We start from the raw sequence: 24,625 nt of genomic DNA on the forward strand, positions 1-24,625 counted from the left end.
CCACACCATCCCCTGTAGCAAGTGAGGAACGAACCCATGAAAATTCCACAGCACCGCGGACCGGTTAGTTCTCTGCTGCTTCAAATTCTCGGACAGAATGATCTGTCGACTGATTTGACGGAACTCAACGAGGTAGCCACCCAGGCATTGTCAGACTCCGACATCCTCTGCGACGAAGATCTGCAGTTATGTCTTTTTGCCCTCTATGAATTGCATTATGGAGGCTTTGAGCGGGTAAGCGATCAATGGGAGTGGCACCCCGGGTTATTGGCCTTCCGGGCGCGACTGGAAACAGCTTTTGAAGCTCGACTGCGCGATGCGGTGGGAGAGCTCCCAGCCATAGCCGACACCGCGGACCAAGTTGCGGCTCAGCTCTTTGAATTGGCAGGCTCCTCCACAGGGCCATCCGTATCCGAGTTCGTTTTACGTCACGCCACAGTGGAGCAGGTCAAAGAATTCCTGATTCAGAAATCCATTTATCAGCTCAAGGAAGCTGACCCGCATACGTGGGCTATCCCTCGACTCACCGGGCGTGGCAAGTCAGCACTGGTGGAGATCCAATATGACGAGTACGGCAGCGGCAGTGCCGGCAAAATGCACAGCGAATTATTCGCCACCACCATGGCAGGGCTTGACCTCGACTCCCAGTTCGGTGCGTATATCGATGAAATTCCCGCCATCACCTTGGCCTCGGTCAACATGATGTCACTGTTTGCACTGCACCGCCGCCTGCGCGGAGCAGTCGCCGGGCACCTAGCAATCTATGAAATGACCTCGTCAATTCCTAGTGCCCGTTATGCACGTGGACTACGTCGCCTAGGATTCCAGAGTCCGGTCACCGACTACTTTGACGAACATGTGGAAGCGGATGCGGTGCATGAACAGATTGCCGGACGCGATCTGGCCGGCGGGCTCATCGAAGAAGATCCCGAACTTGGCCCATCCATCTTTTTTGGTGCGCACGCGGTGTGCTTCATTGATGATTTGCTAGGCCGTTGGCAAATGGAGGCGTGGGAACAAGGACGTAGCTCGTTGCGCAGCAAGGAATTGATTAGATGAGTGAGAATGACACCAGCATCACCGTCTGCCCGCGCGGGCCACTCCTGGTGCGCGGCGACTTTGAAATCCTAGATGATAAGGGTCAGCCGGTACCTCGTACACGCGAAACTGTCGCATTATGTCGATGTGGGGCGTCAGCTATCAAGCCCTACTGCGATGGATCACATAAATTGAACGGCTTCGAAAAGAACCGATAATTCCCTGGTGGTGCAACAGCCACTGACTAATTTACCCCCGAAGAATGTGTGGCTTTTTGATGAAGAGAACTTTTGGGATCGAAGAAGAGTTCTTCCTTCTCAATGAACGTACCTTTCGTTTAGCTCCGCTGGATCCAGTTCAGGCTTCGCACTTGCTCGCACTGAACGCGTTAGCGAAACCGGGAAATGTACAGACCGAGTTCTTGGCGGCGCAAATTGAGATCGCAACGGGTGTTTGTACTGACTCCGGGCAAGCCGTGAATGAGTTGCGTGGCATCCGCCAACTTTTAGCCGCAGCCTGCAACGAGCTGGGGATTTTTCCGGTGGCTCTAGGGACTCCTGTACAAGTGCCGAATGAACCGACCCAAATCACTCCCGCCAACAGGTATCAGACAGTGCGCGAGTTGGTACCCGGTCTGGCCTCCGAGCATTATCTCAGCGGGATGCACATCCATGTTGGGGTTCCGGATCTAGAGTCCGGAATTCGGGCGCTCAATGGCCTTCGCCGTTGGGTTCCAGTACTGGTCGCGCTCAGTAGCAATTCACCGTATTGGCGTGGCCAGGATAGCGGTTTCGCTTCGTGGCGAACCATTCAATACCGTCGCTGGTCTATCAACGGCATACCACCGCATTTTGACGACGCTGAGACTTATCTCAGACACAAAGAGTTACTCTTGTCCTCAGAGTCGCTACCTGATGCAGGACATATCGGTTGGAGCGCTAGGTTATCGGACAAGTTTCCAACCCTTGAAATCCGTGCCAGCGACGTACAGCTGACCACGGCAGAGGCGGTGGCCTTAGCGGCATTGATGCGCGCGCTGATCGACACCGTTTTGGAGTCACCCGAAGAACAGGTTGAGACAGCTCCCGAGTTGTTGCAACTAGCACTATGGCAGGCGGCCAGAGTGGGCATGCAGGGGAATCTATTTGATCTGAGTTCCGGATCCAATACGCCCGCATGGGAACATCTTCGACGGCTCTTAGCTTTTCTGCGCCCCGCGTTAGAAGCCAACGGGGATGACGCTTTGGTTTCCGAAGTGGTGCAGCGGTGGGCGAACACCGGCTCTGGGTCAGAACAGCAACGCGCTGCCTGGGACCTCGGCGGAGCCTATGCGGTGCTCGACGGCGCGCAGAACATGTTCATCAAGTGAATAAGATAGAAGTTTTTGGGCTACACGTGCCGTTGGCCCCACAGCCGATCTGGGCAAAACCCTAGAATCTGTGAAATAACTGAGAATTTCTGAATGGACACTTCACCTCCACATTACAAATGATACTTTCAACCCTGAATCCCGTTGTTTCAACTGATAGGCCAAGCCCTGCTAGGTCGAAGAATACCAATGCGGAGACAACGGCGGATCACCGCTCAGTTGGAGTTGAGAAGTATCGTCTAGAAGTGGAGGGTAGTTCAAATGCCAGGTCGGCTAGTCAGGTCTCAGACAGCTCAACGCGTCGCAGTACTGCTGGGATCAAGAGAAGGAAGAAAGCACCTCGGAACTTACGGTTGGAAATCAGGAATGCCTGTAATCATGACCCAGCCGGCAGAAAAGCTGGATGATGTGATGGGCCTCGTGTCGGTACATCAAGGTCCGGTCTTGGTGGCCCTAACCGATCCAAGAACCGATGTGCTCAAATTTCTCCACATCTCCGAGACATCTCCAGCGCTGGAAGTCGTCAAGGAATCGGAACAGGGCTGCCTCATTGGAGACCTCTTCCACGATGCCGAACACTGCGGAATGAAAACCTTCCGGGTGAAGTACTGGAAACACAGCGCCGTGGCTCATGCAATTCCATTCTTCGCGGACAATGAGCTGGCTAAACCTTTTCATACCCCAGCGGGCTCAGCTATTTAGCTTAGAGTCAAAAGTTGATACAAGTTAATCGGTCTTAGTCCGCGCGCGGTCTAAGACCGATTAACTTGTGCCGATATGGATACTAGATCAAGTAACCGCTGCACTTCATCTACACGGGAGCGCCAGTAGGCAACATCTAAACCCAACCCACCCGCGGCTTCCTGCGCCTTCGCGCGAAAATCATCACGGTGATCTTCTAAAGCATTCAATAAGTCGGCAATCTGGTCCTTGGTCAGGGAAAGTCTGAGCACTTGCTTCGGCATTTGCGCCACCTCCCCGTCCTACGTTACGCACGTACACATCGTTCAGATTTTTCCTCTTTCCCCGACACTACTCGCCGTGTCCGTTCTCCGAAGGAATACTGAGGGCTTTAACAGGAAAATTGGTATGGGGTAGGCCTATTTATTACCAAGGCGAAGTTACGTCTCGTCGTCAGCGCTAGTGCCGAGCTCAATATTTCTTCGCTCCACCTCGCGCTGGCTAAAGGTTGCACGTTGGACAGACTCCACTTGGTCGAAGCTTGATCCAATGGCGCCGCCCAGCGTTCCCAGGGAAGCTGCGAGCCACGCAAGATTCAGATATTCACTCATAGTTGCTTCATGGTTCAGCTCGAAAGACAAGAAAGCTTGGTCGATGACCACCAGCGAGCCCAGAAGCAGCACGATGAATAACAAGAGGTACATAGCTGCGGCAGCGATGACTACAGTCAGTACCGTAGCGAGGTTGTAAAGAAGCAGCTTTTCTTTCCGGCGAGCGCCCTGGGGTCTCTCCCACAGTCGGTTATGAAATATTAGCCAGGTGCTCAGCACAAGGACGCTCACCACGGTGATGAGCACCAGCCGTCCGAAGCTGAGGTAATCAGCCATAGACCAAATGCTGGTGTAGAACACACCAAAGGCGCCGGTTGCCGCCGCACCGGCCAGCGCGGAGGTAAGCCGAGGCACCAAACGCCACGGCCGGTTGCCTAAGATCATTCCGACAACCAACATGGTGCGTCCGCGGATACCCTCGATACTGTCGTATCGCTCCCCCGACTCATTTGCACTATCTAAGCTTCCTTGCACGCTCAAGACTCGTCCCAAGGTGGTTGGCTTGGGCATCGGCTTGTCCCCCTCGGCAAGCTCATGCAATGCATCTGCCAACGTCTGAGCGACCCCACGTTGGGTCGGTACACCGATACTGGGTAAGACAACGGTGGCGGCCCCATAATCGCAACTGATCATCGAGCGAACCGGCCGGCCCTGCTCGTATTGCGGGCTATCTGTCAGATAAATGACGAAGTCCCAACCGTGCTCTTCACGAAGACGCGATGCATGTTTAATCAGCACGACCTGTCCGGATTCATTCATCGGTAGGGACATCGGGTCCACCGTCACCGTCCAGGTGGCTTCGTCTTGATACTTGCTATTAAGCACTGACTCCAGCCGAGTGCTGACCTTATTGGCCAACGCCTGAGCTATACCGGGATCTGCGAGTAGACCTACCGTGCGGGTCTTTAAATCTGTATCTTCCAAGGCTCACCTCCGGTAACTTGCTTGCACTGACGTGACGCTGCCTCCCACCATACGTAGCGCACGAAAGTAGGCCAACGTTTTCCAGCAAATTCGCAGATTGGGATCGCTCTAAACACAGGTTTTTCCCTGGATTTCTCATGTTTTTTGATTCACAGCTAATACCCACGAGAACCGTCTTGTGCGCAGTGGCAAGCTCTGGAATTGTCGACTGTATCCGGTTCGAATACCCAGGTAGGCAACGAAGGAGCATCATGTCATTTATTGACAAGGCTAAGGAAAAGTTCGAAGAAATTAAGGAACGTTTTGATACCCCGGATGAGCCTGGAGTTGGCGAAGAGCAGCACACAGATGCAGGCGAAGTACCCAGTCCTCTAGATGATCCCGCTCTGGGTGCCGACCCAGACTTGAACACTTCCAGAGAAGACCGCTACGACGCCGACTAGCAATTTCTATGACGCGCCGTGGATCAGCGGCGCGTCAACGGTGGCCCGAAGACTAAATACCTGGGACACTCACCGAGCTCATTCTTCATCCCTGAGAAAGGATTACCCATGAACATCGTCGCCAAACTTCTTGGAACCCTCGCTTCGTTGCTTACTGGCTGGGTAGGTTCAAAAATCGTGGGTGCCCTCTGGCAGAAAACCACTGGCGAGCATCCGCCATCGGTGACTAACCCTGAAAAACAACAACAGGCAACGTTGGGCAAAGTATTAGTCTTTGCGGTGATATCCGGCGCCAGTGCCGCCTGCATTCAGGCTCTCACTAAACGTTGGACCCGGGGTCTGGAACGACGAGTAGCGAAGCACTAACTGCTCAAGTGCCACTCGCAGCCAGCCCAAAAGAGATAGGGGCGGCGTCGGATTCTAGGCACCATGTGGGATCATTCCCAGCCAGCGCTCAGTTTCAAATGATGGATTTGCGAATCGATCTATAGTTCAAAATGTCAGTACCGGAACCACACAGGAGGTAGTAATCATGGGCATTGGAGACAAGATCCAGAACAAAGCTCAGGAAGTTTCTGGAAAGACTAAGGAATCCGTCGGTGACGCCACCGACAACCATAAGCTGCAGGCCGAAGGCGCCAAGGATCAGGCTGAGGCGAAAGCCAAACAGGCTGGCGAGCACGTCAAAGACGCAGCTAAGGACGCCAAAGACGGTCTAACCGACAAGTAGCGTTTACCCTGTGCCCCATGGATCTGATGGTCCGTGGGGCACAGTTCTATGTGTAGTCCTTGAACTTCACGGCTATTCCTTGCCCCCGATATATATCTAGTGGGCTCCGGGAGATTTTCCCCGCAATAAGTCAATGGCTTCCGTTTTTCTGTTGAAGAACGGAAACCATCAACTTAGCAATGCATGGAGCAACTATTTCTAGAGCTCAACCGTGTTCGAGTCCCCCGGTGTAGCTGCGCTGCCGGTGATTTTTTGCTTTACCCAACTTGCGATGAGACTTGCAGCTCCGCCGGGATTCTCCCAATACTCGGCAGACTGCGAATCAACGCGGAGCAATACGGTCTCCGGGGATTGCGGACCAGCTGCCGCAAACGTTTCGACCATGGGATTCCAGAGCTCTTGTTTTTTCGACACATCCCGCACCACGGAGGCGCGGCCACTGACCGAAACCCACTCTTTACTTCCGGAGAAGGACACATTGACCAGATCCTGTGTCTCAAATTCGCGAACAATGTCCGTGTCCGCGGAGGCAAAGAACCACAGGTCTCCCTCATCGGTGGATTCAATGACGGTCAGTGGACGGCTGACCATTTTCCCCTGGCTCTGGATAGTCACCATGCCTATCCGCACATTTTTGATGATCTCTAAAACCTTGCGAACCTCTTCGTTGGCCATGACTAGCTCCTTGGTCGGTTGGTTGTTCTCAGCAATTTTCACGTTACAGATTTTCCACGCTCTTCGGAGCCCTCCCCAGCTGACTGTCAGCTAGCGTCTACGATTTCTTTGAACGCAAGCCCGCGGGCAAACCACTGCATTCAGCGTCCGAGTAACGAGCTATAAATGCGCTGATGGGCCTCCGCCAATGCTTCGCGTTGTTCCTTGCGTTCGTTGGCATTCATGCCGGGAACGTATGACAACGCCAGTTGCTTTCGCACCGCCTGCTGCAAAGAGTCTTCATCTACTTGCTCCCCATTCCACCGGTAGCCAGCTACCGATGGGTGCTGACCTACGTACTGGCCACACATCGGGGCTACGACCGCTGTTCCAGCATCCAGTGCCGCCTCTAACCAGCCCGAATGTGTCCCGAATTTATACGGCAACACATTTACATCAAGCGAGCCAAGGTATTCAAAGAGCTCTGCTTCGGTGAAGTACTCATGACAAACCAATTCCCATTTACCTTGCGCGTCCCCCTCGGCCAGAGTCCGTGCCAGCTCCTCTTGATATTCACTGTTCGCTGGGTCCATCACCTGTTGGTGAATATTAACTTGTAGCACCGCACCTTCATACTCCTGCACGATCCGTGAGAGCGGTTCAATAATTGCTGGCGAGATATTTGCACGCAGTCCTTTCAAATGAACGCCGATGCGCCGAATTCTGTCCGGTTCTTGCCGGCTGCGCGTCTCCTTGGACCGCCTAATCCGTTCCATGCTCTCAAAGTCCAGCACATGCGGGTGCGGTAGAACGTGGGCAGCCCGACCCCATTGCGCGGCGATTTCTGCCGCGGCTCCGTCGGTGAGTGTAATCAGTTCGTTGGCGAAGGGAATGAGCACATCTAAGAGGTCTAGATGTGGCCCGCGATTAGCCTGATGCGGATTGGTCAGGTCATGGACCGTGTAGACCAATGGTTTGCCTAGACGCCGTAGCTCTGCAACGGTTTCACGCAAGGTAGCTGGGTCTTGTGAATCAAACCCAAAATGGATATGCATGAGGTCAAATTCGTGGTGGTTTTCCCGCACCCACCCAGGTGTCAGCATCAGCGGTGGCCACCACGCGGATTGTGTACTGCGCACCCCAACACTTGGAATTGGGTCCGCTAAACGCCGGATCTGCGGGTCCTGCTGTCCCTGCCAAGAGTCAAGATGGCGGATGTAGATCTGATCGCTGGGTACGGAAGCGACCCGGATAATCTTGGAAGTAGCCTGAGAAGTCATTGGAAATCCTGATTTACGAGTGGTGAATGGGTAGTGTCGTGCCGTCACAGTGTGAGTTATGAAGGAACGGTTGAAGCTCAATGGATTTTTCGGTGTTAGTCATTGCCCATCGACGTACCGGTCATCTTCAGCGCTTATTAGACGGGGTCCAGGCAAGTTCCTGGCGGCCCCAAGAAGTTGTGGTGGTCTACATGGATGACCCGCAGCCGGACCCGGTAAGTTGCCAGGTGCCGTTGCAGGTCATCCATCTGCAGTCCGGTCCTGAAGATCGTGGCCTGCCGTTGGCGCGTGCCCGAAATACCGCCGCGCACCATGCACGTTCTGAGCATCTTGTTTTCCTGGACGTGGACTGCATCCCATCCATGCCTGCGTTTTCCTTGTTGATGCGTGGTTTGAAAGAGCATGCAGGATTGGTCATGGCCAGCCCTCGGTACTTGCGTGCTGCGCTTCAAGAAGTAGCTACGCCCGGAGACACCACGCTTCGTGAGCTGTCGGTAGCTCATCATTTGCGCCAAACGGTGGCGCAAAATAAGCCCAGCGATAGATATGAGATGTTTTGGTCCTTGGGATTCGCCATCCATGCCGCCGACTTCCAACGTATTGGCGGGTTTTCTACCGCATACACCGGGTACGGCGCCGAAGACACGGATTTCGCTTTCACTGCACGCGATCATGGCCTGCCGGTGGTTTTTAGCGATGCGACGGTGTTTCACCAGCATCATGGAGTGTGCAAACCTCCGCTGAACCACTTTGCGGCCATCGTGGAAAATGCCAAAATCTTCCGTGAACGGTGGGGTGTTTGGCCGATGGAAGGTTGGCTTCATGCCTTTACCCAACGTGGTCTGATTGATTTTGATCCTGGCTGTCCAACCTTGCACGTGATTCGCGAACCCACCTCGCGTGAAGTGCAGGAAGCCTATAGCGAGGTCGCTTACTAGCATCGCTGCTCACTGCCCATCAGCTGGTAGGTAAGCCGTTCCAAACGCGACGCAAATTCGTCTTGAGTGACGAACAATGCCTTAGACAGCAACGAGCCATCGCTGGCTGCGGCACGCTCCAAGGTAGCGTTCCAGTCCACCGGACTATCCCAAGAATCTTCTACCATGCACCCGGTGGCTTGATGGAGCATCTGAGCGAAACAATGTTGTTCGTTAAAGGGGCGTTCCTCGGCAATGAGCAGCACTGGCCGACCTGAGACCGCGGCAGCTACCACCGCGTTATGGCCGGCCGACGTGATCACCACGGTAGCTTTTGCCATCCACGCTTCGGGGTCTGGTACCACCGCGTGTAGTTGTAGGTTTTCCGGGAGATGGCCTCCGTCATCATGGACACTGCCCAACACATGCCAGGTCCATCGCGGGGTCGCACGGGCTGCACGGATGATTGCTGCCTGACCGATAGAAGCACCGAGTGATGTCTGCACAACCACCGTGGGTTGCTCCGCGAAACCAAAGGTCAACGCCGTGCTCGCGGCGTTTGGCGCGGGGTCCTTTAGCTGTGGCTTAGGAACCGCCAAACAGTGGGTCTTGTGGCCATACTTGTGCAGATGCGAGGGGTCCTCAAGCTGCTCGGGATAATAGGCGAACAATGCATCGGCAATGTCGTAAGCCAGGACATGAGCCGGATCCGTGCGCGTACCAGGCATACGCCGCATCGCTACGCGGTACCCACTGAGCTTGGCAAAGAGCGCCACCTCTACAGAAACGTCAACCATCACAACATCCGGCCCAAACCATTGCCAGGCCTGGTTTAGCGTCGCAAATCTGTCCACAATGTGTGTTCCGGTTGGTGCATAGTGCAGGTAGCCACCGGTGACAGGTTGCACCTTGGTGCTCGCACTGACATCCGGTGGCAACGAGACATAGTTTGTCTGGGCTGGGAGTAGATTTTCATTTCTTTCCCCGGTACTGGTCACCTGCAGCTCGAAGAGACCCGAGTCCAGAATTTTGTGCGCATGGCGCAGGTGACCGGAACCCATATGGTGCGCGTAATAGGAAATGCGTGGAGCACTCATCGTTGCGCCCTCGTGGAGAATGCTTCGTCTAAAATTTCGTTCATCATGGATTCATAGGTCTGAATCATTAGTTCATGCGTAAACCTGCTAGCACGCGCCAGCACCGCTGCCCGATCCATACTGCGCGCATGTCCTACTGCAACACCGAGGGCTTCTGCTGTACTTTCAGAGGCGATTGCGCCACCGGTAGTCCCTAACAGTTCGGCCATCGCTCCTGCAGGGGTCGCCGCGACCGGGGTGCAACAAGCCATGGCTTCCAACGTTGTTAGCCCAAAAGGTTCCTCCCAGAGCGGTGAGGAAATGAAGACTTCACTGGCACCAATTAGTTCCCGCAGCCCGCCTTGATCTAGGTGACCCGCGTAGACAGTACGTTCACCAAGCTTGGGCGCAATGAGGTTGTCGAAATATTCTTGATCCTGAATAGGGCCGGCAATAAACAGGCGTAGCCCGTTGGCACGCGCTGCCTCAATGGCCAGGTGTGTGCCCTTCTCCGGGGTGATTCGCCCGGACCAGGCAGCGGTCCCCAATTCGACGTGACACGTGTTTTGTGTGGCCCAAAAATCAAGGTTGATTCCGTTGGACACCACCTGCAATTGCTCCAACCAGGGACGCCACAACGCGGCATTTGATTCGGAGACCGTGGCATAGCGGTGGAGCGGATCGGTTTTCTCGGTCTTCAGCTGAGCAACAATCCGCGGAAGGGGTGGGGTATGCAAAATATGCAGGACCGGGATGCCGCGAAGTTGAGCATGTGGAATGGGGCTCAACGAATTATTAATCACCACGTCAAATTCGCCGGTACGAATGGTTTGCACCGCCTTATCCATTGCCGCATCCAGCAGTAGATGCTGGTCGTTACGCTGGTCTTCATCTGGATATCCGTTCACCACGAAGGAATGAGCTAAGACCGGGTGGATTCGTACTCTGGATTGCGGAGACAGTTGTTCGGAACCCTCCTTGGCGAAAAGGATTACCTCATGACCCCGTGAGCCAAGGTGTGAGACTAGGTGTGCCGTATGCGCTTCCATCCCGCCTGCATAGGGCGAGCGGATCGGGTGGTGAAGGTGCGCAAGAACCGCGATGCGCAGTGGATTAGGCGAATCCATCAACTGGGATGCCACGTGCTTGTCCGCCTTTCTGGGATCTTTTTTACCGTCAAGATCGATGATCTTTGGGCAGAGTATCCTCCAGCTCAGTAGCGGCGTTTAAGAATCGTAGATTTCCCAGCATTCTTCCGGGATTAACCTTCCGTGGTCCCAAAAATCCACTTTTTAAGAATCCATTAATTAGAAGTCACAAAAGGCAAGACAGAAAATTCTCAAGGATTTTTATCAACCAATCTCATCAGCATTCTGTATGCTGACTAGGCTCCTGTGTGCCAGCAGGGAATAATCGACTATCTATTGGACTGGAATACCCGTACAGTGCGAAGTAAGCCGAGTTTGCTTGCATCGGAATGTCTTGCACACCTAAGTGCACGCCAATTCGTTAGGGACATGCCTGTTCTCCGTGCGACGAAAGGGATCAAACGATTCCCTCTCTCAACACATCCAAGGATCGACAATGCCCGGAAAATATATTCAACCATCACTCATTGAACAAATCAGAGCATTATTAGCCTCCCGCGAAGGACGGAGCTTTCTGACTTCCAACTCGTGGGTCGAAGGTATGCCGATTGTCACCGGCAAAGCCCATGAACCACTAGAAACAACCATGGGACTACTTTCTTTGCATCAGCGCCCTGCCCTAATAGCGGTGGCAGAGCCAGAAAGTGACGATCTGCGCCTGCTCTACGTTTCGGATCTAAGCCGAGCGCTACAGATTGTTCCCTGTCTCCCCAAGCACTTCAGTCTCTGGGACCTATTCAAAGCCGCTGATCTCTCGGGTCTACTGACGTTTAGAGTCAAACAATGGAAGTTCAGCCGCATAGCGCATGCCCTACCGTTCTTCAATCCCTATCAGACGTCTAATGTGGGCGCGTATCGCCCGGAGTTGGCTCGCTAGCTGTAGCCAATATTTCGCGAACATAAGACGAACGCCCTGGTTTAGCAGTATTCGCTGACCCACCCTTTCCTCAGCAAACGATGCCACCTTCAATAACCGGTTCAGTTATCAAACCGTTTGAATTTGAAGGTGGCACACTTATGTCTGCACCTCTATTTTGTGCTCAGAGATTCTAGTTTCCTGCCTCTGAAGTTATTGGTATAGCTCCCGCGTATTCGGGATACCGCTAAACTCTTGGGCCAGCCCATGAAAGGCTAGTCCGACTTTTCACAGTCGTTACGAAGCCTACTTTCACCTAAAAATAAGACTCGGATCCACTCGGAGAAATTTGTGCCACCGTGGACTCAACACGGTTACACAATGACCGTGGAAACAAAAAGTTATCTCACGTCACGCCCCACTGAGGCGCAGCTTTAGCCGCCCGGCCACAACACCGGGCGACCTGTTTGGATTTGAAAATTCATTGACGAACGCAGCAGAAGGAGAAACTCATGATCAACACAGATCAGATTCACGAATTGAGCCAGATCGGTGGAACCGTAATTGGCACGGACGGCGAAAAAATTGGAAAAGTCGGTCAGGTATTTCTCGATGACCACACCGGCGAACCCGAATGGGTCACCGTACGCACCGGGCTTTTCGGAATGTCTGAAAGCTTCGTCCCGTTGACCGACGCTTCAGTGGTCGGCGATACGCTCAGCGTCCCCTACGACAAACAAATGGTCAAGGACGCACCGCGCATCGACGCAGCTGACGAGCTAAGCCAGTCCGACGAACGAGAACTCTACGGATACTATGGCCGCTCCTACGACACCGCAGACCAAAGCACCGTCGGCACCGTCGGCACCGAGCAGGATCTAGCTGCCAACCCGGCCGCCCCCGCCGAGCGGGCTGACTTCGATGCTGCGAACGATGATTCGATGACACGTTCCGAGGAACAGCTCCGGGTGGGAACCGAAGAAGTTCAGACCGGCAAGGTCAAGTTACGCAAGCATGTGGTGACCGAAGACGTGACCACGACCGTCCCGGTGAGCCATGAGGAGGTCCTCCTCGAACGAGTTCCGCTCACAGACGCGCAGGATTCGGACGCTCATCGAACCGGTGAACTGGGTTCTGAAGAGCAAGAGGTCACGCTTCACGCGGAACGTCCGGTAGTCGACAAGGAAACCGTGCCGGTTGAACGGGTCCGCTTGGATACTGAAACCGTAGTCGAAGATGAACGCATCGACGCCCAGTTGCGCAAGGAACAAATCGAAACCGAAGGTTTGGACGACGGGACGAACCGCCAGGCCTAATCGCCGCGTCATTCACCAACCGCAACTAAAAAACCGCAACAGGTCCGGTACGTGCTCATCACACGTATCGGACCTGTGCCGTACTGCCCTACCAATCGCTTATGGGCCAGTCGCCGGTTATTCGATTACGGGTAAGTTTCCTCGTAGTCCAATTCGCCGTCGTCATCATGAACGAAGATCTTTGCGTTTCCGAGTTCTTCGGCTTTCTTCAAAGCTTGCTGATAGGCACTGATTCTCGAGCTACACGTGGCTACATGTTCGCCGTTCAAAGACGCTGTCCAACGTCCCGGATCCTTTGCCAGCACCTGTAGATGATTTTTGCTCATTTGCACACCTCAATTTTGTTGTGTCTCTGTCCCACCGTGCAGCGAATCCTAAAAGCGAAGAATTGTATAGGACTTCCTGCCCGGACCTAGGTCCCTAGGTATTTTGCATAGGAACATGCTGGTTGGTGTGTCTGGGGTACAAAGGGAGGTATTCGTTGAGCTACCGCACTGTGCGCCCAATATTTCACACGGAACTCGGTCATTTCCTGACGCGCCACCAGATCAAAAAGCGATTCGATCATTGCTTCTTCGTCCGCGGCTGCTACCACCCGGAGTACTGCATTTGGCATCGAGACATGCATCAACTGCACTTGGTGATTTTCCGCGCTAGCCAATGCAATGAGTACCGCACGCTCGTGAATTGAAACTAAACCCATCACATCGATGAGTTTCTCCGCTGTGGTTGCCATGACAATGGGCATTCCTTGGACCCATCCATACTGATTTAAGTGTTCTCGGCCTTCTCGGGCGCCGAGTAATTCAGCCACTCGCTGAGCAGTTTTTGATTTGGTGATACTTCCAGGCATTTTTCTGCAACCTCCACTGTGTCCGTAACTTTCCGAGTACTCCCCATGAGTCACGCTGCACTACCTTTCAGATCTGCTTCTGCGGAGGAATCCACGGAACGATATCCAGCACTGGCAACAGAGTGTGTTTTCAACCTATCCCGGATGCTGGAGTAAAGAAATGTTTAGGTCAACTAAATACCTTAAAGAACATGTCAGAGGTCAATTATTCAAAGTACACAAAACGTTATATCCCGCAGCGATGCGAGCCGATACTTGGTACCGGTATTTGTTGGATATGGCTAGATCCGAGGCTGGTCTCTTTGCATATTGACATAGTTCGGATCCTAAAAGATTCCTGTGTACTTCAGGCTCGGCTTTCACGGCGCTTTACTTGTCTCTAACGTATCTGTCACGCGGTCTACGCCACCAACTGACGTATGAGCGTGACCCACACTGTCTTTGAATAAGCACAAAGGAATAACCTCATGAATGTCAGTCGCACACCCTCGGATATCCGGTCTGCTGTAGAGAAAGCCGCCTTGCTGATTGGTGTAGTTTTCCTGATCGTCGGAATTCTCGGGTTCATCCCGGGGGTTACTACGAACTATGCATCCTTGTCGGCAGCTGGACACCATTCCGAAGCAAAACTGCTGGGAATTTTCCAGGTTTCCTATCTGCACAACGCCGTGCATCTCCTGTTTGGTATCGCTGGATTGGTCATGGCACGGAGCATTCCCGCGGCTAAGAGCTACCTTGCTGGTGGCGGATTCATTTATCTATTGCTCTGGATCTACGGGCTCATCATTGACTTTGATGGTGCCGCCAATTTCATCCCGCTCAACGATGCGGATAATTGGCTTCATCTAGTTCTTGGCGCAGGCATGATGGCACTTGGCCTCTTTTTGACTCGTGATGGCACTGCGCCGGAGCAGCGAGATTCCAGACCGATTTCTGACTGATTCATCCCCTTGCTTTACTTGGGATGAATACTTTTCATTTAACAACTCTCGATCCGAAGGACATGCAGACCCCTTGCAAATAAATAGTCAGAGTTATTAGGACGCTTCTGGAGAACCTTGGAGAGACGTGAGAATCCTTTTATTCATTTCCCCTCGGAGGCCAAAAATAGTAGCGTCGAAATTAGTCGGTGAGCCCGCAAGCTCGCCACTGTACGGCTCAACTTCACCGCAAAGGAGAACAACATGTCGAACACAAAAAAGACTCCAGCAAACAAAACCCGTAAAGAGCATGTAGAGGGCGGATTTATCGCCCCTGACGTATTGCGTGACTCACTGCAATCGGTGCTCATCCAGCTACTGGATTTGCAACTAGTCGGCAAACAGATCCACTGGAACGTCGTTGGCCCTAACTTCCGCGACCTACATCAGAATCTCGATGAGATTGTGGACATTGCTCGCCGAGGTTCGGATGAAATTGCCGAGCGCATGCGAGCCTTGCACGCGACTCCTGACGGTATGGCTGCCACCATCACCAAGTACACCAAACTTGATCAGCCTACCAACGGCGAAATCTTGACCACTAACGCCGTGGACATGGTTGTCAAAGCGTTGGAGGCCACCGTTGGCGTGATGCGTGAAGTTCATGACCCGGTTGATGAGGCAGACCCGACCACCGCGGACATCCTGCATGGATACATTGCGGCTCTTGAACAGCAAGCCTGGTTTATCAGTGCCGAGACGCGCAAACCCTAATCACTAAGCCGAGAATAGTACGCGAGACCGGAGCTAAGCTCCGGTCTCGCGTACTTTGTGTTGCTCAGTTCCCCTAAATAGTGCGCTGAAAGCCTGATCTGACACGTACTACATGCGCATTTCGCTATGTGCATTGGCTAACACATGGCTGATTGACCCGCGCTCAAACGCCGCTCTTTGACGTACCGCGCCGTTTCCCATTTCTAAAATGTTGAGCAATGAATGCACAGCGAAATCATAATCCCCACTAGCCCGCAGTGCTGGTTCGATGAGACGCAGCAACCGGCCCATCAAATCCTTGCTACTGATAGTGCTTCCGTCAACGGGGTTGATCTGGTTTCCGGTGAGTCCATGTTTGGCAGCCTGCCAAAATGCGATGTCCAGTCTTTCGGGCAGGTATTCATAGGACGTTGCCCCGGAACTCAGTGCCGTGTCCACCAGCGCTCTAGCGAGCACCGCAAGTAGGACTGAATCTTGGGCTCGCAATTGAGAGTCGGCAACGCGCAGTTCAATGGTTGGATGGGATTCCGAAAGCCGAACGGCCCACCCAATATGTCCTTGATCCGGGACTGCGTCCGTATCGATCAGTACCCTTAATCGACTCTCGTAGTCCGAAGCATCACTAAAATGTGGCGGGATACCCTGAACGGACCATTTGCGGTAGTGGATAGTCCGCCAAGAAGAGAATCCACTGTCCGCTCCGTGCCACAAGGGTGAGTTAGCTCCGAGCGCACAGAATAACGGCAACCACGGTCGCAGGAAGTTTAAGGCCCTGACCCCCGCGTCACGGTCAGGAATTGACACATGAATATGTAGACCGCACATGTAATGCTCAGAGGTGATTCCCGGAAGCCACGCGTGGATATCGCGGTATCGCGCGTTGTCTGTCACCGTCGGAGTTTTCTGCGCAATCATTGGTGCTGCACCGAGTCCGGCAACAATCATTGAGGACGACTCAGCTTGGTGGGCCAAAGCGGTACGGAAACCTCGCAATTCCTCCAACGCCTGGTTTCTGTCTTCACAAATGGCACTGGCGTACTCCAGCTGGCAAGCCAACAGTTCGTGTTGCACCTCTCCACTTCGCTGCGAGTCCAGCAGTTCTTTGAACGGGTTAGGATCCGGTTCAGCCGGGAGCCCGGTTTCCGCATCGATCATGAAGAATTCTTCTTCGATACCGAAGGTACTCATACTCTTCCCCCCGTCAGTTAGCCCTCAGCTAGGGTCTTCGTTGAGTGATAAAGGCAAATCTGCTGTTTATCCGTAGCCTCAGGATGTCAGCCGCCCTGACATCACTCAAGACCCACCAGCCCGAAACTCCCCCGCAATTAGCTGAAATTCTCGCCTAGTGCTCTCATGCAGCCACAATCTGTGCTAACCAAATCGCCCAAGGCAGGCCACGTTTCTGAGACTTACCATAAAGAAATGCACCGATGCTAGCGAAGACTGCGACTGGAGCCTAGCGTGTGCGGTACCTGGTAGGTTCTTCCAGTCGACCACCACCAGGCGAGAGGTGAGTAGAAATGGCAGAGAAAAAGGGCTCAAGCCGAATCAAGGATGAAGAACTCTATGAAGAGCTCCGCGACGAGGGAAATTCCAAACAGAAGTCCGCTCGGATAGCCAATGCGGCGGCCCGCGACGGCCGAGACAAAGTTGGCGAACGCGGAGGTGAGTCCGGGAGTTACGAGGACTGGACCGTGGAGGAACTAAAGAAACGTGCCAAAGAAATTGGGGTGGAAAACTACTCGGACAAGCGCAAGAGCGCCCTGATAGACCTGCTCCGAAACAGCTAATCGCCCGAGAAGAGGTATTTACGATGACCGAACACGAGAATTCTGAGAAAAATTACTCGCTGGCAGAGGAACCGGAGGAACACGACGTGGCGCGCCGGGGACCGATTTCCGACCCGGAGCCAGACGAGAACGAAGCTACGGACGAACTCGATGATCCGGATCGATTTGATGCCGGATAGCCGGCGCTAAGGAGCAAAAAATGACTTCACAACAACCGGAAAAGGTTGCACGCACAAAGCACTTGGGATTGGGACTGCTCATAGCTGGCTTGATCATTTGTGCTTTCTTCTTAGCATTCTTGCTGATTCCGCAGAATGCCGACAAGTCGATGTCGCCGATGTGGATTGGTGTCGCATGGGGCGCACTCATGGCCATCTGGGGTCTGTTCAGAATGATCAAGGGCCCTAGCAAGCTAGACCACCCGCGCGGTGGTAGCGATGCCGGTGTCTAGTGAATACGACCAGGGCACATTCACCGAGGGTGGGGACAGGTAAATCCCTGTCCCCCTCGTTGGTTACACCTAAAATCGGCACTACTGATGCGTAGCTGGAAGCCCGAATTATTCTCACGCCCTGCGCTGGTCATGATTGATATGCAAAATGCTTTTTTCGAAACCCCGGCGTTAGAGCAGCAGCGCCGGCAGGTGACCGAGCAATGCAACATGCTTCTGAAGGAAGCCCGGAAACATGACCTGCTGATAGTAAATGTTTGCACCATTCACCAGCGCGATAAATCAACGTGGACACTGAGCATGTTGGAAGATGACCAAGGCTTCCTCTTCGAGGGAACCGAGCAAGCGCAGCACCTCAACGAATTGGATCTGTCTCGCGCCGTAGACGTCATCAAGCATCGCGATAGTGCTTTTTGGCAAACGGGTTTGGACGGGCTATTGCACTTCCACAGGATCCGCTCACTGATTTTGGCAGGCGTGGCTTCAGATTCCTGTATGGCGGCCACCGCGGAAGTCGCTTTCGCTGCAAACTATCGGGTAGCTGTGGCTAAGCAGGCGGTAGCTTCTGAAGATCCAAACTTTGAAAAGACCACGTTATTGCAGATGGAGACGCTGCATCGCCAGCCTGCGGTCAATACTGAAAGTTTGATCAAGGCTATGTCGTAGAGCAACCGTACCTAGTACATTGGCCAGCAACCCGGGTCCTATCCGGTCTCCATGATCTCTTGAAGGAGTAAAAATGTCGTTCAACGAAGCTGAATTCCACGCCGTGAACCAAGAAGGTCTAGAGGATGAACCTCTAGACGGGCGTGATGGACAACCTGTCACCGAAGGTTCATCCGATGATCCACAAACCTTAGACGCTTCGGATCCGTTGCGCAGTGACGAGGCAATGGCCGAAGACCATAATGCCACCGATCCGTTGGCTGTGGCCACCGAGTCCCCTGCCGACATTGACCAGGCCCTGAACGAAAGCTCCCCGCAGTCCCCTGCACGGCACTTGCAGGATAAGCGCCCCGAACGCTAAGCCAAAGAGTTAGCCATGAACAACTTGTCAATTACAAGGAGTACAGATCCATGAGCACTCAGTCAGTGGCAGATGAACTCATTGCACGCTTGCATACCTGGGGTGTCACCCGGCTCTTCGGCTACAGCGGCGATGGGATCAATCCAATACTTGGCGCCTTAAGACGCAGCGATTCGGGTCTGAGGTTCGTTCAAGCCAGGCACGAGGAAAATGCCGCGTTCATGGCCGTAGCTCATTCTAAATATGGGCTTGGTCAGTACGCCATCGAGCGACCCGAGGAGCATCACGCGGGCGTGGATTTGGGAGTGATGCTTGCGACTCAAGGTCCGGGTGCCGTGCATCTGCTCAACGGACTCTATGATGCCAAACTTGACTCAATGCCGGTGCTGGCCATTGTTGGGCAGCAGAACACCACCGCCTTAGGCAGTGGATATCAGCAGGAATTAAATTTGGAGGCGCTGTTCAAGGACGTCGCCGTATATTGCGAGGAAGTCGTCGCACCTGAACAGCTACGTCACGTGGTAGATCAGGCGATCCGTAGCGCCTTGGCATCCTCGGGGCCCGCGGTGGTAATAGTCCCTCACGATATCCAACAAGCCGACGCAGTGCAGCCAAGCACTACGCATGGCCAAATTCCTTCCTCGGCGGTGTGGCAAGCACCCTTGGTAGTTCCGCGCACATCAGAACTGCGCCAGGCGGTGGAACTGATCGAGGGAGCCGAAAAAATTGTGATGCTCGTAGGTCAGGGAGCACGCACTGCGGCAGATGAGGTGCACGCCGTCGCGCAACTGTTAGACGCGGGCATCGTGACCAGTTTGTTGGGTAAACCCTACATTGATCAGTCGTGGCCGCAGGTGGCCGGTGTTATGGGCCATTTGGGCAGCACGGCGAGCGCCACACTGCTTGACTCGTGCGACTTATTGTTGATCGTGGGATCCAACGATCCGTGGACCGAGTTTTATCCGCCTCTGGGACAGGCAAAAGCTATACAGATTGACGTGAATGCGCAACGGCCAGGCAATCGCTATCCGGTGGATGTGGCCCTGCTCGGAGATGCCGCCCATACGTTACGTGCCTTGGAAGAGCACTTGCCAGCGGCCTCAGAGCGGCGCAAACCATGGAGAGATTTCGTGCGCAGCGCGGTGGCCGAATGGCGTTCCGTGGCGGTCAGGCGAGCGATGACTCCGGCGCGGCCTATGAACCCGGAAAGGGTGGTGCACGAGCTATCTGCGCTGATCCCAGCTAATGCGCAAGTGGCGGTGGATGTTGGAAGTTGTGTGTATTGGTATGCCCGTCAGTTACGACTGCCGGTAGGAGTGCCTGCCCATTTATGCAGCACCCTGGCAAGTATGGGTGCCTCCATTCCCTATGGGCTGGCAGCTAAGCTACGCGATCCGAAGCGTCCCACGATTGTGCTAGCCGGGGATGGGGCCATGCAAATGAGTGGCAATGCCGAGTTGGTGACGCTTTCCGAGCTGTGGAAAGAGTGGGAAGACCCGCGATTTATTATCTGCGTGTTTAATAACCGTGACTTGGCCGAGGTCTCTTGGGAACAGCGTGAGACCGAAGGTGAACCACGTTTTTCGCCGAGTCAAGACCTGCCGGGCTTTCCATTCGCCGAGTACGCGCAGATGCTTGGTCTCGCGGCGCGGAGTATTTCTCACCCTGACTCGATTGCCGACGCGTGGGAGCAGGCGCTGAACGCGGACCGCCCGATGCTGCTCGAAATGCATACCGATCCCGATATTCCATTGCTTCCCCCGTTCCCACAAGGAGAAAGCATGTTGGAAAATATGCGTAGCGCCCTGACGCAGGAAGGGAAAGCCGGCGAGCGCGCCTTACAGCTACTACAGGTCTACGCGGATATGGAAAGCGGTGATAAGGACTCCGGCTAAGGGCGAGCTCTTTGATCTGCTGACCTACGTATTGCACAAATGTTATGGGACCCCTCGGAGGCCAGTCCAGTTCGGAATGGCTCCGGGAGGCCCCATTTTTGATGGTGGTTACTTCACAGGTTTCAGTTCGTCACTTCTCGCGGCTGGGAGAAAAAGTCAGGCAGTTCTAGCACCGGAGTCACCACCACGTCATAGGCTTTCCAATCAGTATCTTCCAGAGCAGCTTTCACTTCCTGGATCTGAGTCATGATCACGTCCCCGGATATGGGAACGATGAAAGCCTCGACATGCATGACTTGACCCAGTTCCCTGGCTCGAATACCGCAATCCTCGATCCATCCAAAGGACTTCAGTTGCGCTTCCATTCTCGGAATCAGCGGGTGCGGATCTTTACCGTCGTAGGAGGTGGCCCGTCGGTCCAGCAGATCTACGGTTGCCGATCGGGTGTTCTTCCAGCCATCCTGGATAATTCCCGCGGAAATCACCAGCGCGGCGACGGAGTCTAGCCACCAAAGCCCAAAGCCGATACCGCCGACACCAACAATCGATGCCACATTCGTTTGCCAGTCTGCCTTGGCCATCGAGGCATCTGCATAGAGCAACTTGTTGTGTAGCGGTTTAGCGGCCTTGATCTTTAGTCTGCCCAAGATCACCGCGGGTACGGCAAAGAACGCCATGACTGCAATCATGAGCCAGCCTTGCCAGATAGTGTGCCCGAAGACGTTCATGGTGCCGATAGTAGGATGTTCAAGCTTGACCAGCGCGGAGACTGCTTCATAAACGAGTACTCCGCCGACGGAAAGCAAAGCCACCCCTGCGACTAGGTGCCCAGCACTCATGGTTCGGTGGTACCCATAGGGATGAGTAGGGCGTCGCAAGCGACGCACATATACCCCGGAAAGCAGGAAGGCAACTTGTGGAAGTACGGAGAGCATATCGTCAATCCAGGCAGTGCGCATTGCCTGTGAGTTGCCCACTACCAATGCTACGGCGGTAATGGTGCACGCGGCGTAACCGATGCTAATCCATTCCAGCTTGGTCGCTCGTCGCATCATTTGCCGTTGCTCTTCGGGTAGGTGAGTTCCGGCTTCCGGGATCATGGCATCTCCTGAGTCTGATCTAAGAAGTATTCAAGTTCTCCGAGGAATGCGTTCTCCCCCGGAGGAACCAGCAGAACTAGCTTTTCCTTCTTACCCTTCTCATCAATGACCTGTGTGTAGGGGCGGGTCATCCCGACCATCTTTGACCACGGAGTTTTACTACTGATGCCACCAACCACTAAATCAACCTGGTCCTCTTCAAGCTTCTTGACCAGGCTCTCTTCTCCCCCGACAATGAACTCGGGTTTGGCACCTAAACTCTGTGCGAAGTCTTTAACCAGCTCCACTTCGCTACCTTGGTAAGAGGATCCTTTGATCTCAACCAATGAATCATTGGGAGAAAGTCCAATGCGCAAGGTGCCGTTGCGTACCGAATTCAGCGTTCCTTCCGGATCCACGGGAATGGCTTGCGAGCACCCTGCTAGTACAACTATCAAGCTCAGACCTATCAACGCAGTAACACGACGACGGCTATGGGTATGGCTCATAGTCAGCACCGTCCTTTCGTATCTTAAAGATTTATCCTCCAAGTTACTGATGCCTCGAACGTACTGCACCCTGGGATGCGAACCTACCTATCCCCGGGAACTGTCAGGAACAGCATGAGGGCGGGTAAATCCACTCAAGGATTTACCCGCCCTCAGATATTGCGCGTTATTCGGCGATAGGGAATCTTTCCCACGCACGGTGTGTCGCCAACAAGTCCTCCGCCGTATGGGCCACAGCAGCCACTGGTACGGTATCGATCCCTGGGCCGTCATTGACAATGCCGAGCGCATCCAACAGACCGTCGTCTTGGCCATCAATGCAGATAATTGCTTTACTGTGTCGGTAGGCCTCATTGACCAACAACGACACCCTTGGATCTATCGGAACGGCCCCTGCGGTGGGCGCTCCAGCCTTCGCATCAAGTGGAACCGAAGAGTCTGCGGCCGGCGGAAGCGGTCCAAGGAGTACCAACGCATCAAATTCTATGGAACGTGCTGTGAGATAGGTACGGTCAATCGGTAGCCCGCCGGCTGTCTGCCCGCCCTGAGTTGAGACCAACAACGGGTTTATGCCCAAGCCGGTGAGGTCCTTAACAACCTGCGCGAGGTGCTCTTCATTGCCGCGGTTGAAGATCACCGCAACATTGCGTCCGTCAACCGGCCAACGAGATCCAATTTGCGAAAGTGCGGCACTTGGCTGCGTCTGAGGTAAGTCCTTCGCTGCTGCCTGAGCGTCCAGCCCCAATGCCTCGGCCACGGTGGAGGCCAACTGGGCATCAATTTGCGCAAGGCAGTCCACTTGTCGCTGGCGAATCGCCACATCCGTACATTTACCCAGCTCAAACGAGTACGCCTGCTGTACGTGGGCGCGTTCCTGCGCGGTGAGGCTCACGTAGAACAACCGTGCTTGACTGTAGTGATCGGAGAAACTCGCAGGCTCGGCACGAACCTTCTCGCTGGCCCCAAGCTCTTGCGGAAAGTCCAACGGCGGATGTTCCCCCGAGGCCACCTGCGACATATAGGGGCAACCACCATCTAGGGAATTTGGTTGGTACGGGGCAATACCCTGTGGCACGCGATGTTCGTGGAAACCATCACGGAACATGTCATTGACTGGCGACTGCGGTTGGTTAATGGGGATCTGTGCAAAGTTGGGGCCGCCCAAGCGGGTTAGCTGAGTATCAAGATAAGAGAATAAACGAGCCTGCAACAACGGATCATCGGTGACATCAATTCCTGGCACCAAGTGTCCTGGATGGAAGGCAACCTGCTCCGTCTGGGCAAAGTAGTTCTCCGGGTTCCGGTCAAGCACCATCTTTCCTAAGGCTTGTACCGGAGCCAATTCCTCAGGGATGAACTTTGTCGGGTCAAGTAGATCAATCCCTTCAAATGTATAGGTGCCATCATCGGGAAGAATCTGCACACCCAATTCCCACTCAGGATAATGACCTGCGGTAATAGCCTCGGCCAAGTCACGCCGGTGAAAATCCGGATCGGCGCCGGCCGCGAGCTGGGATTCTTCCCAAACTAGCGAATGCACACCGAGCCTAGGCTTCCAATGAAATTTCACCAAGGAAGACTGACCGCTGGCACTAACCATCCTGAAGGTGTGGACACCGAATCCTTCCATCATCCGGTACGAGCGTGGAATCCCCCGGTCACTCATCTGCCACATTGCATGTGCTTGAGCCGGAGTATGCAGTGAAACAAAATCCCAGAATGTATCGTGAGCGGATTGCGCCTGCGGAATTTCCACATCAGGATGTGGCTTAGCAGCATGAACCAGATCCGGGAACTTCACGCCATCTTGGATAAAGAACACCGGCATGTTGTTACCCACCAAATCGAAGATTCCCTCCTCGGTGTAGAACTTAGTGGCGAACCCACGGGTGTCGCGTGCGGTGTCCATAGAACCCCGGGACCCTACAACGTTAGAGAAACGGACAAAAACGCGGGTTTCCTTTCCCGGCTGCAGGAAGTCGGCACGGCACAGCTGTGACGCATTGCCATAGCTGACAAATGTTCCATGAGCTGCCGCGCCGCGGGCATGGACCACCCGCTCAGGGATTCGCTCATGATCAAAGTGCATGATCTTTTCGCGAAGGTGGTGATCTTGCAAAAGGGTGGGGCCGCGCTCGCCGGCCTTCAACGAGTGGTCAGTGTCGCTCACCGGAGCACCTTGGGTGGTGGTCAGGGTTTCACTGTCTTGTCCGGGACCCGATAGTACTGGCGGATGGTCCGGGTTCGATGGCTGTTCTGGTTGATTAGTCATGACGCGTTCCCA

General features: G+C 54.1%; 30 protein-coding genes. 18 read left to right on the forward strand and 12 right to left on the reverse strand.

Features of this window, described 5'->3' with window-relative positions:
• Positions 1-36: 36 nt before the first annotated feature.
• From CQ011_RS03080 to CQ011_RS03095, 4 genes are all read left to right on the forward strand, one after another.
• Positions 37-1,059 (forward strand): iron-containing redox enzyme family protein, encoded by a 1,023-nt coding sequence (locus tag CQ011_RS03080; RefSeq protein WP_105674496.1) that lies wholly within the window; start codon positions 37-39, stop codon positions 1,057-1,059.
• Positions 1,056-1,256, forward strand: a complete 201-nt coding sequence (locus CQ011_RS03085; RefSeq protein ID WP_105674498.1) for a CDGSH iron-sulfur domain-containing protein — start codon at positions 1,056-1,058, stop codon at positions 1,254-1,256. Before CQ011_RS03080 ends, CQ011_RS03085 begins: the two co-directional genes overlap by 4 nt.
• 59 nt (positions 1,257-1,315) lie before the next feature.
• Positions 1,316-2,407: a carboxylate-amine ligase gene (locus tag CQ011_RS03090; RefSeq protein ID WP_181147963.1), complete on the forward strand. Its 1,092-nt coding sequence runs from the start codon at positions 1,316-1,318 to the stop codon at positions 2,405-2,407.
• A gap of 378 nt (positions 2,408-2,785) precedes the next feature.
• Positions 2,786-3,109, forward strand: a complete 324-nt coding sequence (locus CQ011_RS03095; protein ID WP_286161067.1) for a hypothetical protein — start codon at positions 2,786-2,788, stop codon at positions 3,107-3,109.
• A 50-nt stretch (positions 3,110-3,159) separates the two neighbouring features.
• Here the strand turns inward: CQ011_RS03095 and CQ011_RS03100 are convergent, their stop codons facing one another.
• Together CQ011_RS03100 and CQ011_RS03105 are read right to left on the reverse strand one after the other, a co-directional pair.
• Positions 3,160-3,372 (reverse strand): hypothetical protein, encoded by a 213-nt coding sequence (locus CQ011_RS03100; RefSeq protein ID WP_146112546.1) that lies wholly within the window; start codon positions 3,370-3,372, stop codon positions 3,160-3,162.
• 156 nt (positions 3,373-3,528) lie between these two features.
• Entirely contained in the window at positions 3,529-4,623 is a 1,095-nt protein-coding gene (locus CQ011_RS03105; RefSeq protein WP_105674505.1) for a hypothetical protein, read from the reverse strand.
• 251 nt (positions 4,624-4,874) lie between these two features.
• Here CQ011_RS03105 and CQ011_RS03110 point away from each other — a divergent pair, with 251 nt between their 5' ends.
• The 3 genes from CQ011_RS03110 to CQ011_RS03120 all read left to right on the forward strand — a co-directional run bounded on the left by CQ011_RS03110 (position 4,875) and on the right by CQ011_RS03120 (position 5,796).
• Positions 4,875-5,066 (forward strand): hypothetical protein, encoded by a 192-nt coding sequence (locus tag CQ011_RS03110; protein WP_105674507.1) that lies wholly within the window; start codon positions 4,875-4,877, stop codon positions 5,064-5,066.
• A 108-nt stretch (positions 5,067-5,174) separates the two neighbouring features.
• The gene (locus CQ011_RS03115) at positions 5,175-5,432 is read left to right on the forward strand and encodes a DUF4235 domain-containing protein (RefSeq protein ID WP_105674509.1); all 258 of its coding nucleotides are present in this window, start codon (positions 5,175-5,177) and stop codon (positions 5,430-5,432) included.
• 166 nt (positions 5,433-5,598) lie between these two features.
• On the forward strand, positions 5,599-5,796 hold the full coding sequence (locus CQ011_RS03120) for a CsbD family protein (RefSeq protein ID WP_105674511.1): 198 nt from the start codon (positions 5,599-5,601) through the stop codon (positions 5,794-5,796).
• Between the two features lie 198 nt (positions 5,797-5,994).
• Here CQ011_RS03120 and CQ011_RS03125 read toward each other — a convergent pair whose 3' ends face one another.
• Together CQ011_RS03125 and CQ011_RS03130 are read right to left on the reverse strand one after the other, a co-directional pair.
• Positions 5,995-6,471: a pyridoxamine 5'-phosphate oxidase family protein gene (locus CQ011_RS03125; protein ID WP_105675024.1), complete on the reverse strand. Its 477-nt coding sequence runs from the start codon at positions 6,469-6,471 to the stop codon at positions 5,995-5,997.
• Positions 6,472-6,611: 140 nt separating this feature from the next.
• On the reverse strand, positions 6,612-7,730 hold the full coding sequence (locus tag CQ011_RS03130) for a glycosyltransferase family protein (protein ID WP_219844174.1): 1,119 nt from the start codon (positions 7,728-7,730) through the stop codon (positions 6,612-6,614).
• Between the two features lie 80 nt (positions 7,731-7,810).
• On the opposite strand from CQ011_RS03130, the gene CQ011_RS03135 reads away from it, so the two are divergent.
• A complete protein-coding gene (locus tag CQ011_RS03135; RefSeq protein WP_105674514.1) occupies positions 7,811-8,668 on the forward strand; it encodes a glycosyltransferase family 2 protein in 858 nt (285 codons plus the stop codon).
• On the opposite strand, the gene CQ011_RS03140 is transcribed toward CQ011_RS03135, so the two are convergent.
• Entirely contained in the window at positions 8,665-9,744 is a 1,080-nt protein-coding gene (locus tag CQ011_RS03140; RefSeq protein WP_105674516.1) for a glycosyltransferase, read from the reverse strand. The two genes, CQ011_RS03135 and CQ011_RS03140, sit on opposite strands and share 4 nt — an antisense overlap.
• Positions 9,741-10,865 carry a glycosyltransferase gene (locus CQ011_RS03145; RefSeq protein ID WP_105674518.1) on the reverse strand — a complete coding sequence of 375 codons (1,125 nt, stop codon included), beginning with the start codon at positions 10,863-10,865 and terminating at the stop codon, positions 9,741-9,743. Before CQ011_RS03145 ends, CQ011_RS03140 begins: the two co-directional genes overlap by 4 nt.
• A gap of 442 nt (positions 10,866-11,307) precedes the next feature.
• On the opposite strand from CQ011_RS03145, the gene CQ011_RS03150 reads away from it, so the two are divergent.
• Complete coding sequence (locus tag CQ011_RS03150; RefSeq protein ID WP_105674520.1) at positions 11,308-11,748, forward strand: hypothetical protein; 441 nt, start codon at positions 11,308-11,310, stop codon at positions 11,746-11,748.
• 491 nt (positions 11,749-12,239) lie between these two features.
• The gene (locus tag CQ011_RS03155) at positions 12,240-13,043 is read left to right on the forward strand and encodes a DUF2382 domain-containing protein (protein ID WP_105674523.1); all 804 of its coding nucleotides are present in this window, start codon (positions 12,240-12,242) and stop codon (positions 13,041-13,043) included.
• Positions 13,044-13,168: 125 nt separating this feature from the next.
• Here CQ011_RS03155 and CQ011_RS03160 read toward each other — a convergent pair whose 3' ends face one another.
• Positions 13,169-13,369: a hypothetical protein gene (locus CQ011_RS03160; RefSeq protein WP_105674525.1), complete on the reverse strand. Its 201-nt coding sequence runs from the start codon at positions 13,367-13,369 to the stop codon at positions 13,169-13,171.
• 86 nt (positions 13,370-13,455) lie between these two features.
• A complete protein-coding gene (locus CQ011_RS03165) occupies positions 13,456-13,779 on the reverse strand; it encodes a hypothetical protein (protein ID WP_286161068.1) in 324 nt (107 codons plus the stop codon).
• Positions 13,780-14,363: 584 nt separating this feature from the next.
• On the opposite strand from CQ011_RS03165, the gene CQ011_RS03170 reads away from it, so the two are divergent.
• Positions 14,364-14,837: a DUF4383 domain-containing protein gene (locus tag CQ011_RS03170; RefSeq protein WP_105674529.1), complete on the forward strand. Its 474-nt coding sequence runs from the start codon at positions 14,364-14,366 to the stop codon at positions 14,835-14,837.
• Between the two features lie 243 nt (positions 14,838-15,080).
• Positions 15,081-15,590, forward strand: a complete 510-nt coding sequence (locus tag CQ011_RS03175) for a Dps family protein (RefSeq protein WP_105674531.1) — start codon at positions 15,081-15,083, stop codon at positions 15,588-15,590.
• 108 nt (positions 15,591-15,698) lie between these two features.
• On the opposite strand, the gene CQ011_RS03180 is transcribed toward CQ011_RS03175, so the two are convergent.
• A complete protein-coding gene (locus tag CQ011_RS03180; protein ID WP_105674533.1) occupies positions 15,699-16,778 on the reverse strand; it encodes a carboxylate-amine ligase in 1,080 nt (359 codons plus the stop codon).
• A 332-nt stretch (positions 16,779-17,110) separates the two neighbouring features.
• Between CQ011_RS03180 and CQ011_RS03185 the strand changes: the two genes are divergently transcribed.
• The 6 genes from CQ011_RS03185 to CQ011_RS03205 all read left to right on the forward strand — a co-directional run bounded on the left by CQ011_RS03185 (position 17,111) and on the right by CQ011_RS03205 (position 20,753).
• On the forward strand, positions 17,111-17,380 hold the full coding sequence (locus CQ011_RS03185; protein WP_105674535.1) for a DUF7218 family protein: 270 nt from the start codon (positions 17,111-17,113) through the stop codon (positions 17,378-17,380).
• A 23-nt stretch (positions 17,381-17,403) separates the two neighbouring features.
• Positions 17,404-17,559, forward strand: coding sequence for a hypothetical protein (locus tag CQ011_RS17745; protein WP_181147964.1), 156 nt, complete (start codon positions 17,404-17,406; stop codon positions 17,557-17,559).
• Between the two features lie 20 nt (positions 17,560-17,579).
• Positions 17,580-17,831, forward strand: a complete 252-nt coding sequence (locus CQ011_RS03190) for a hypothetical protein (protein WP_105674537.1) — start codon at positions 17,580-17,582, stop codon at positions 17,829-17,831.
• An 87-nt stretch (positions 17,832-17,918) separates the two neighbouring features.
• Positions 17,919-18,497, forward strand: coding sequence for a cysteine hydrolase family protein (locus tag CQ011_RS03195; RefSeq protein ID WP_105674539.1), 579 nt, complete (start codon positions 17,919-17,921; stop codon positions 18,495-18,497).
• 73 nt (positions 18,498-18,570) lie between these two features.
• A complete protein-coding gene (locus CQ011_RS03200) occupies positions 18,571-18,858 on the forward strand; it encodes a hypothetical protein (protein WP_105674541.1) in 288 nt (95 codons plus the stop codon).
• A 50-nt stretch (positions 18,859-18,908) separates the two neighbouring features.
• Positions 18,909-20,753, forward strand: a complete 1,845-nt coding sequence (locus tag CQ011_RS03205) for a thiamine pyrophosphate-requiring protein (protein ID WP_105674543.1) — start codon at positions 18,909-18,911, stop codon at positions 20,751-20,753.
• A gap of 122 nt (positions 20,754-20,875) precedes the next feature.
• Here the strand turns inward: CQ011_RS03205 and CQ011_RS03210 are convergent, their stop codons facing one another.
• The 3 genes from CQ011_RS03210 to CQ011_RS03220 form a co-directional block, all read right to left on the reverse strand.
• A complete protein-coding gene (locus tag CQ011_RS03210) occupies positions 20,876-21,853 on the reverse strand; it encodes a cation efflux transmembrane domain-containing protein (protein WP_105674545.1) in 978 nt (325 codons plus the stop codon).
• Positions 21,850-22,341: a transporter substrate-binding domain-containing protein gene (locus CQ011_RS03215; protein WP_105674547.1), complete on the reverse strand. Its 492-nt coding sequence runs from the start codon at positions 22,339-22,341 to the stop codon at positions 21,850-21,852. Before CQ011_RS03215 ends, CQ011_RS03210 begins: the two co-directional genes overlap by 4 nt.
• A gap of 166 nt (positions 22,342-22,507) precedes the next feature.
• On the reverse strand, positions 22,508-24,613 hold the full coding sequence (locus CQ011_RS03220; RefSeq protein WP_105674549.1) for a catalase: 2,106 nt from the start codon (positions 24,611-24,613) through the stop codon (positions 22,508-22,510).
• Between the last annotated feature and the right edge of the window lie 12 nt (positions 24,614-24,625).

It is taken from the genome of Arthrobacter sp. MYb213 (assembly GCF_002979915.1).
In the GTDB taxonomy this organism is placed as follows: domain Bacteria; phylum Actinomycetota; class Actinomycetes; order Actinomycetales; family Micrococcaceae; genus Glutamicibacter.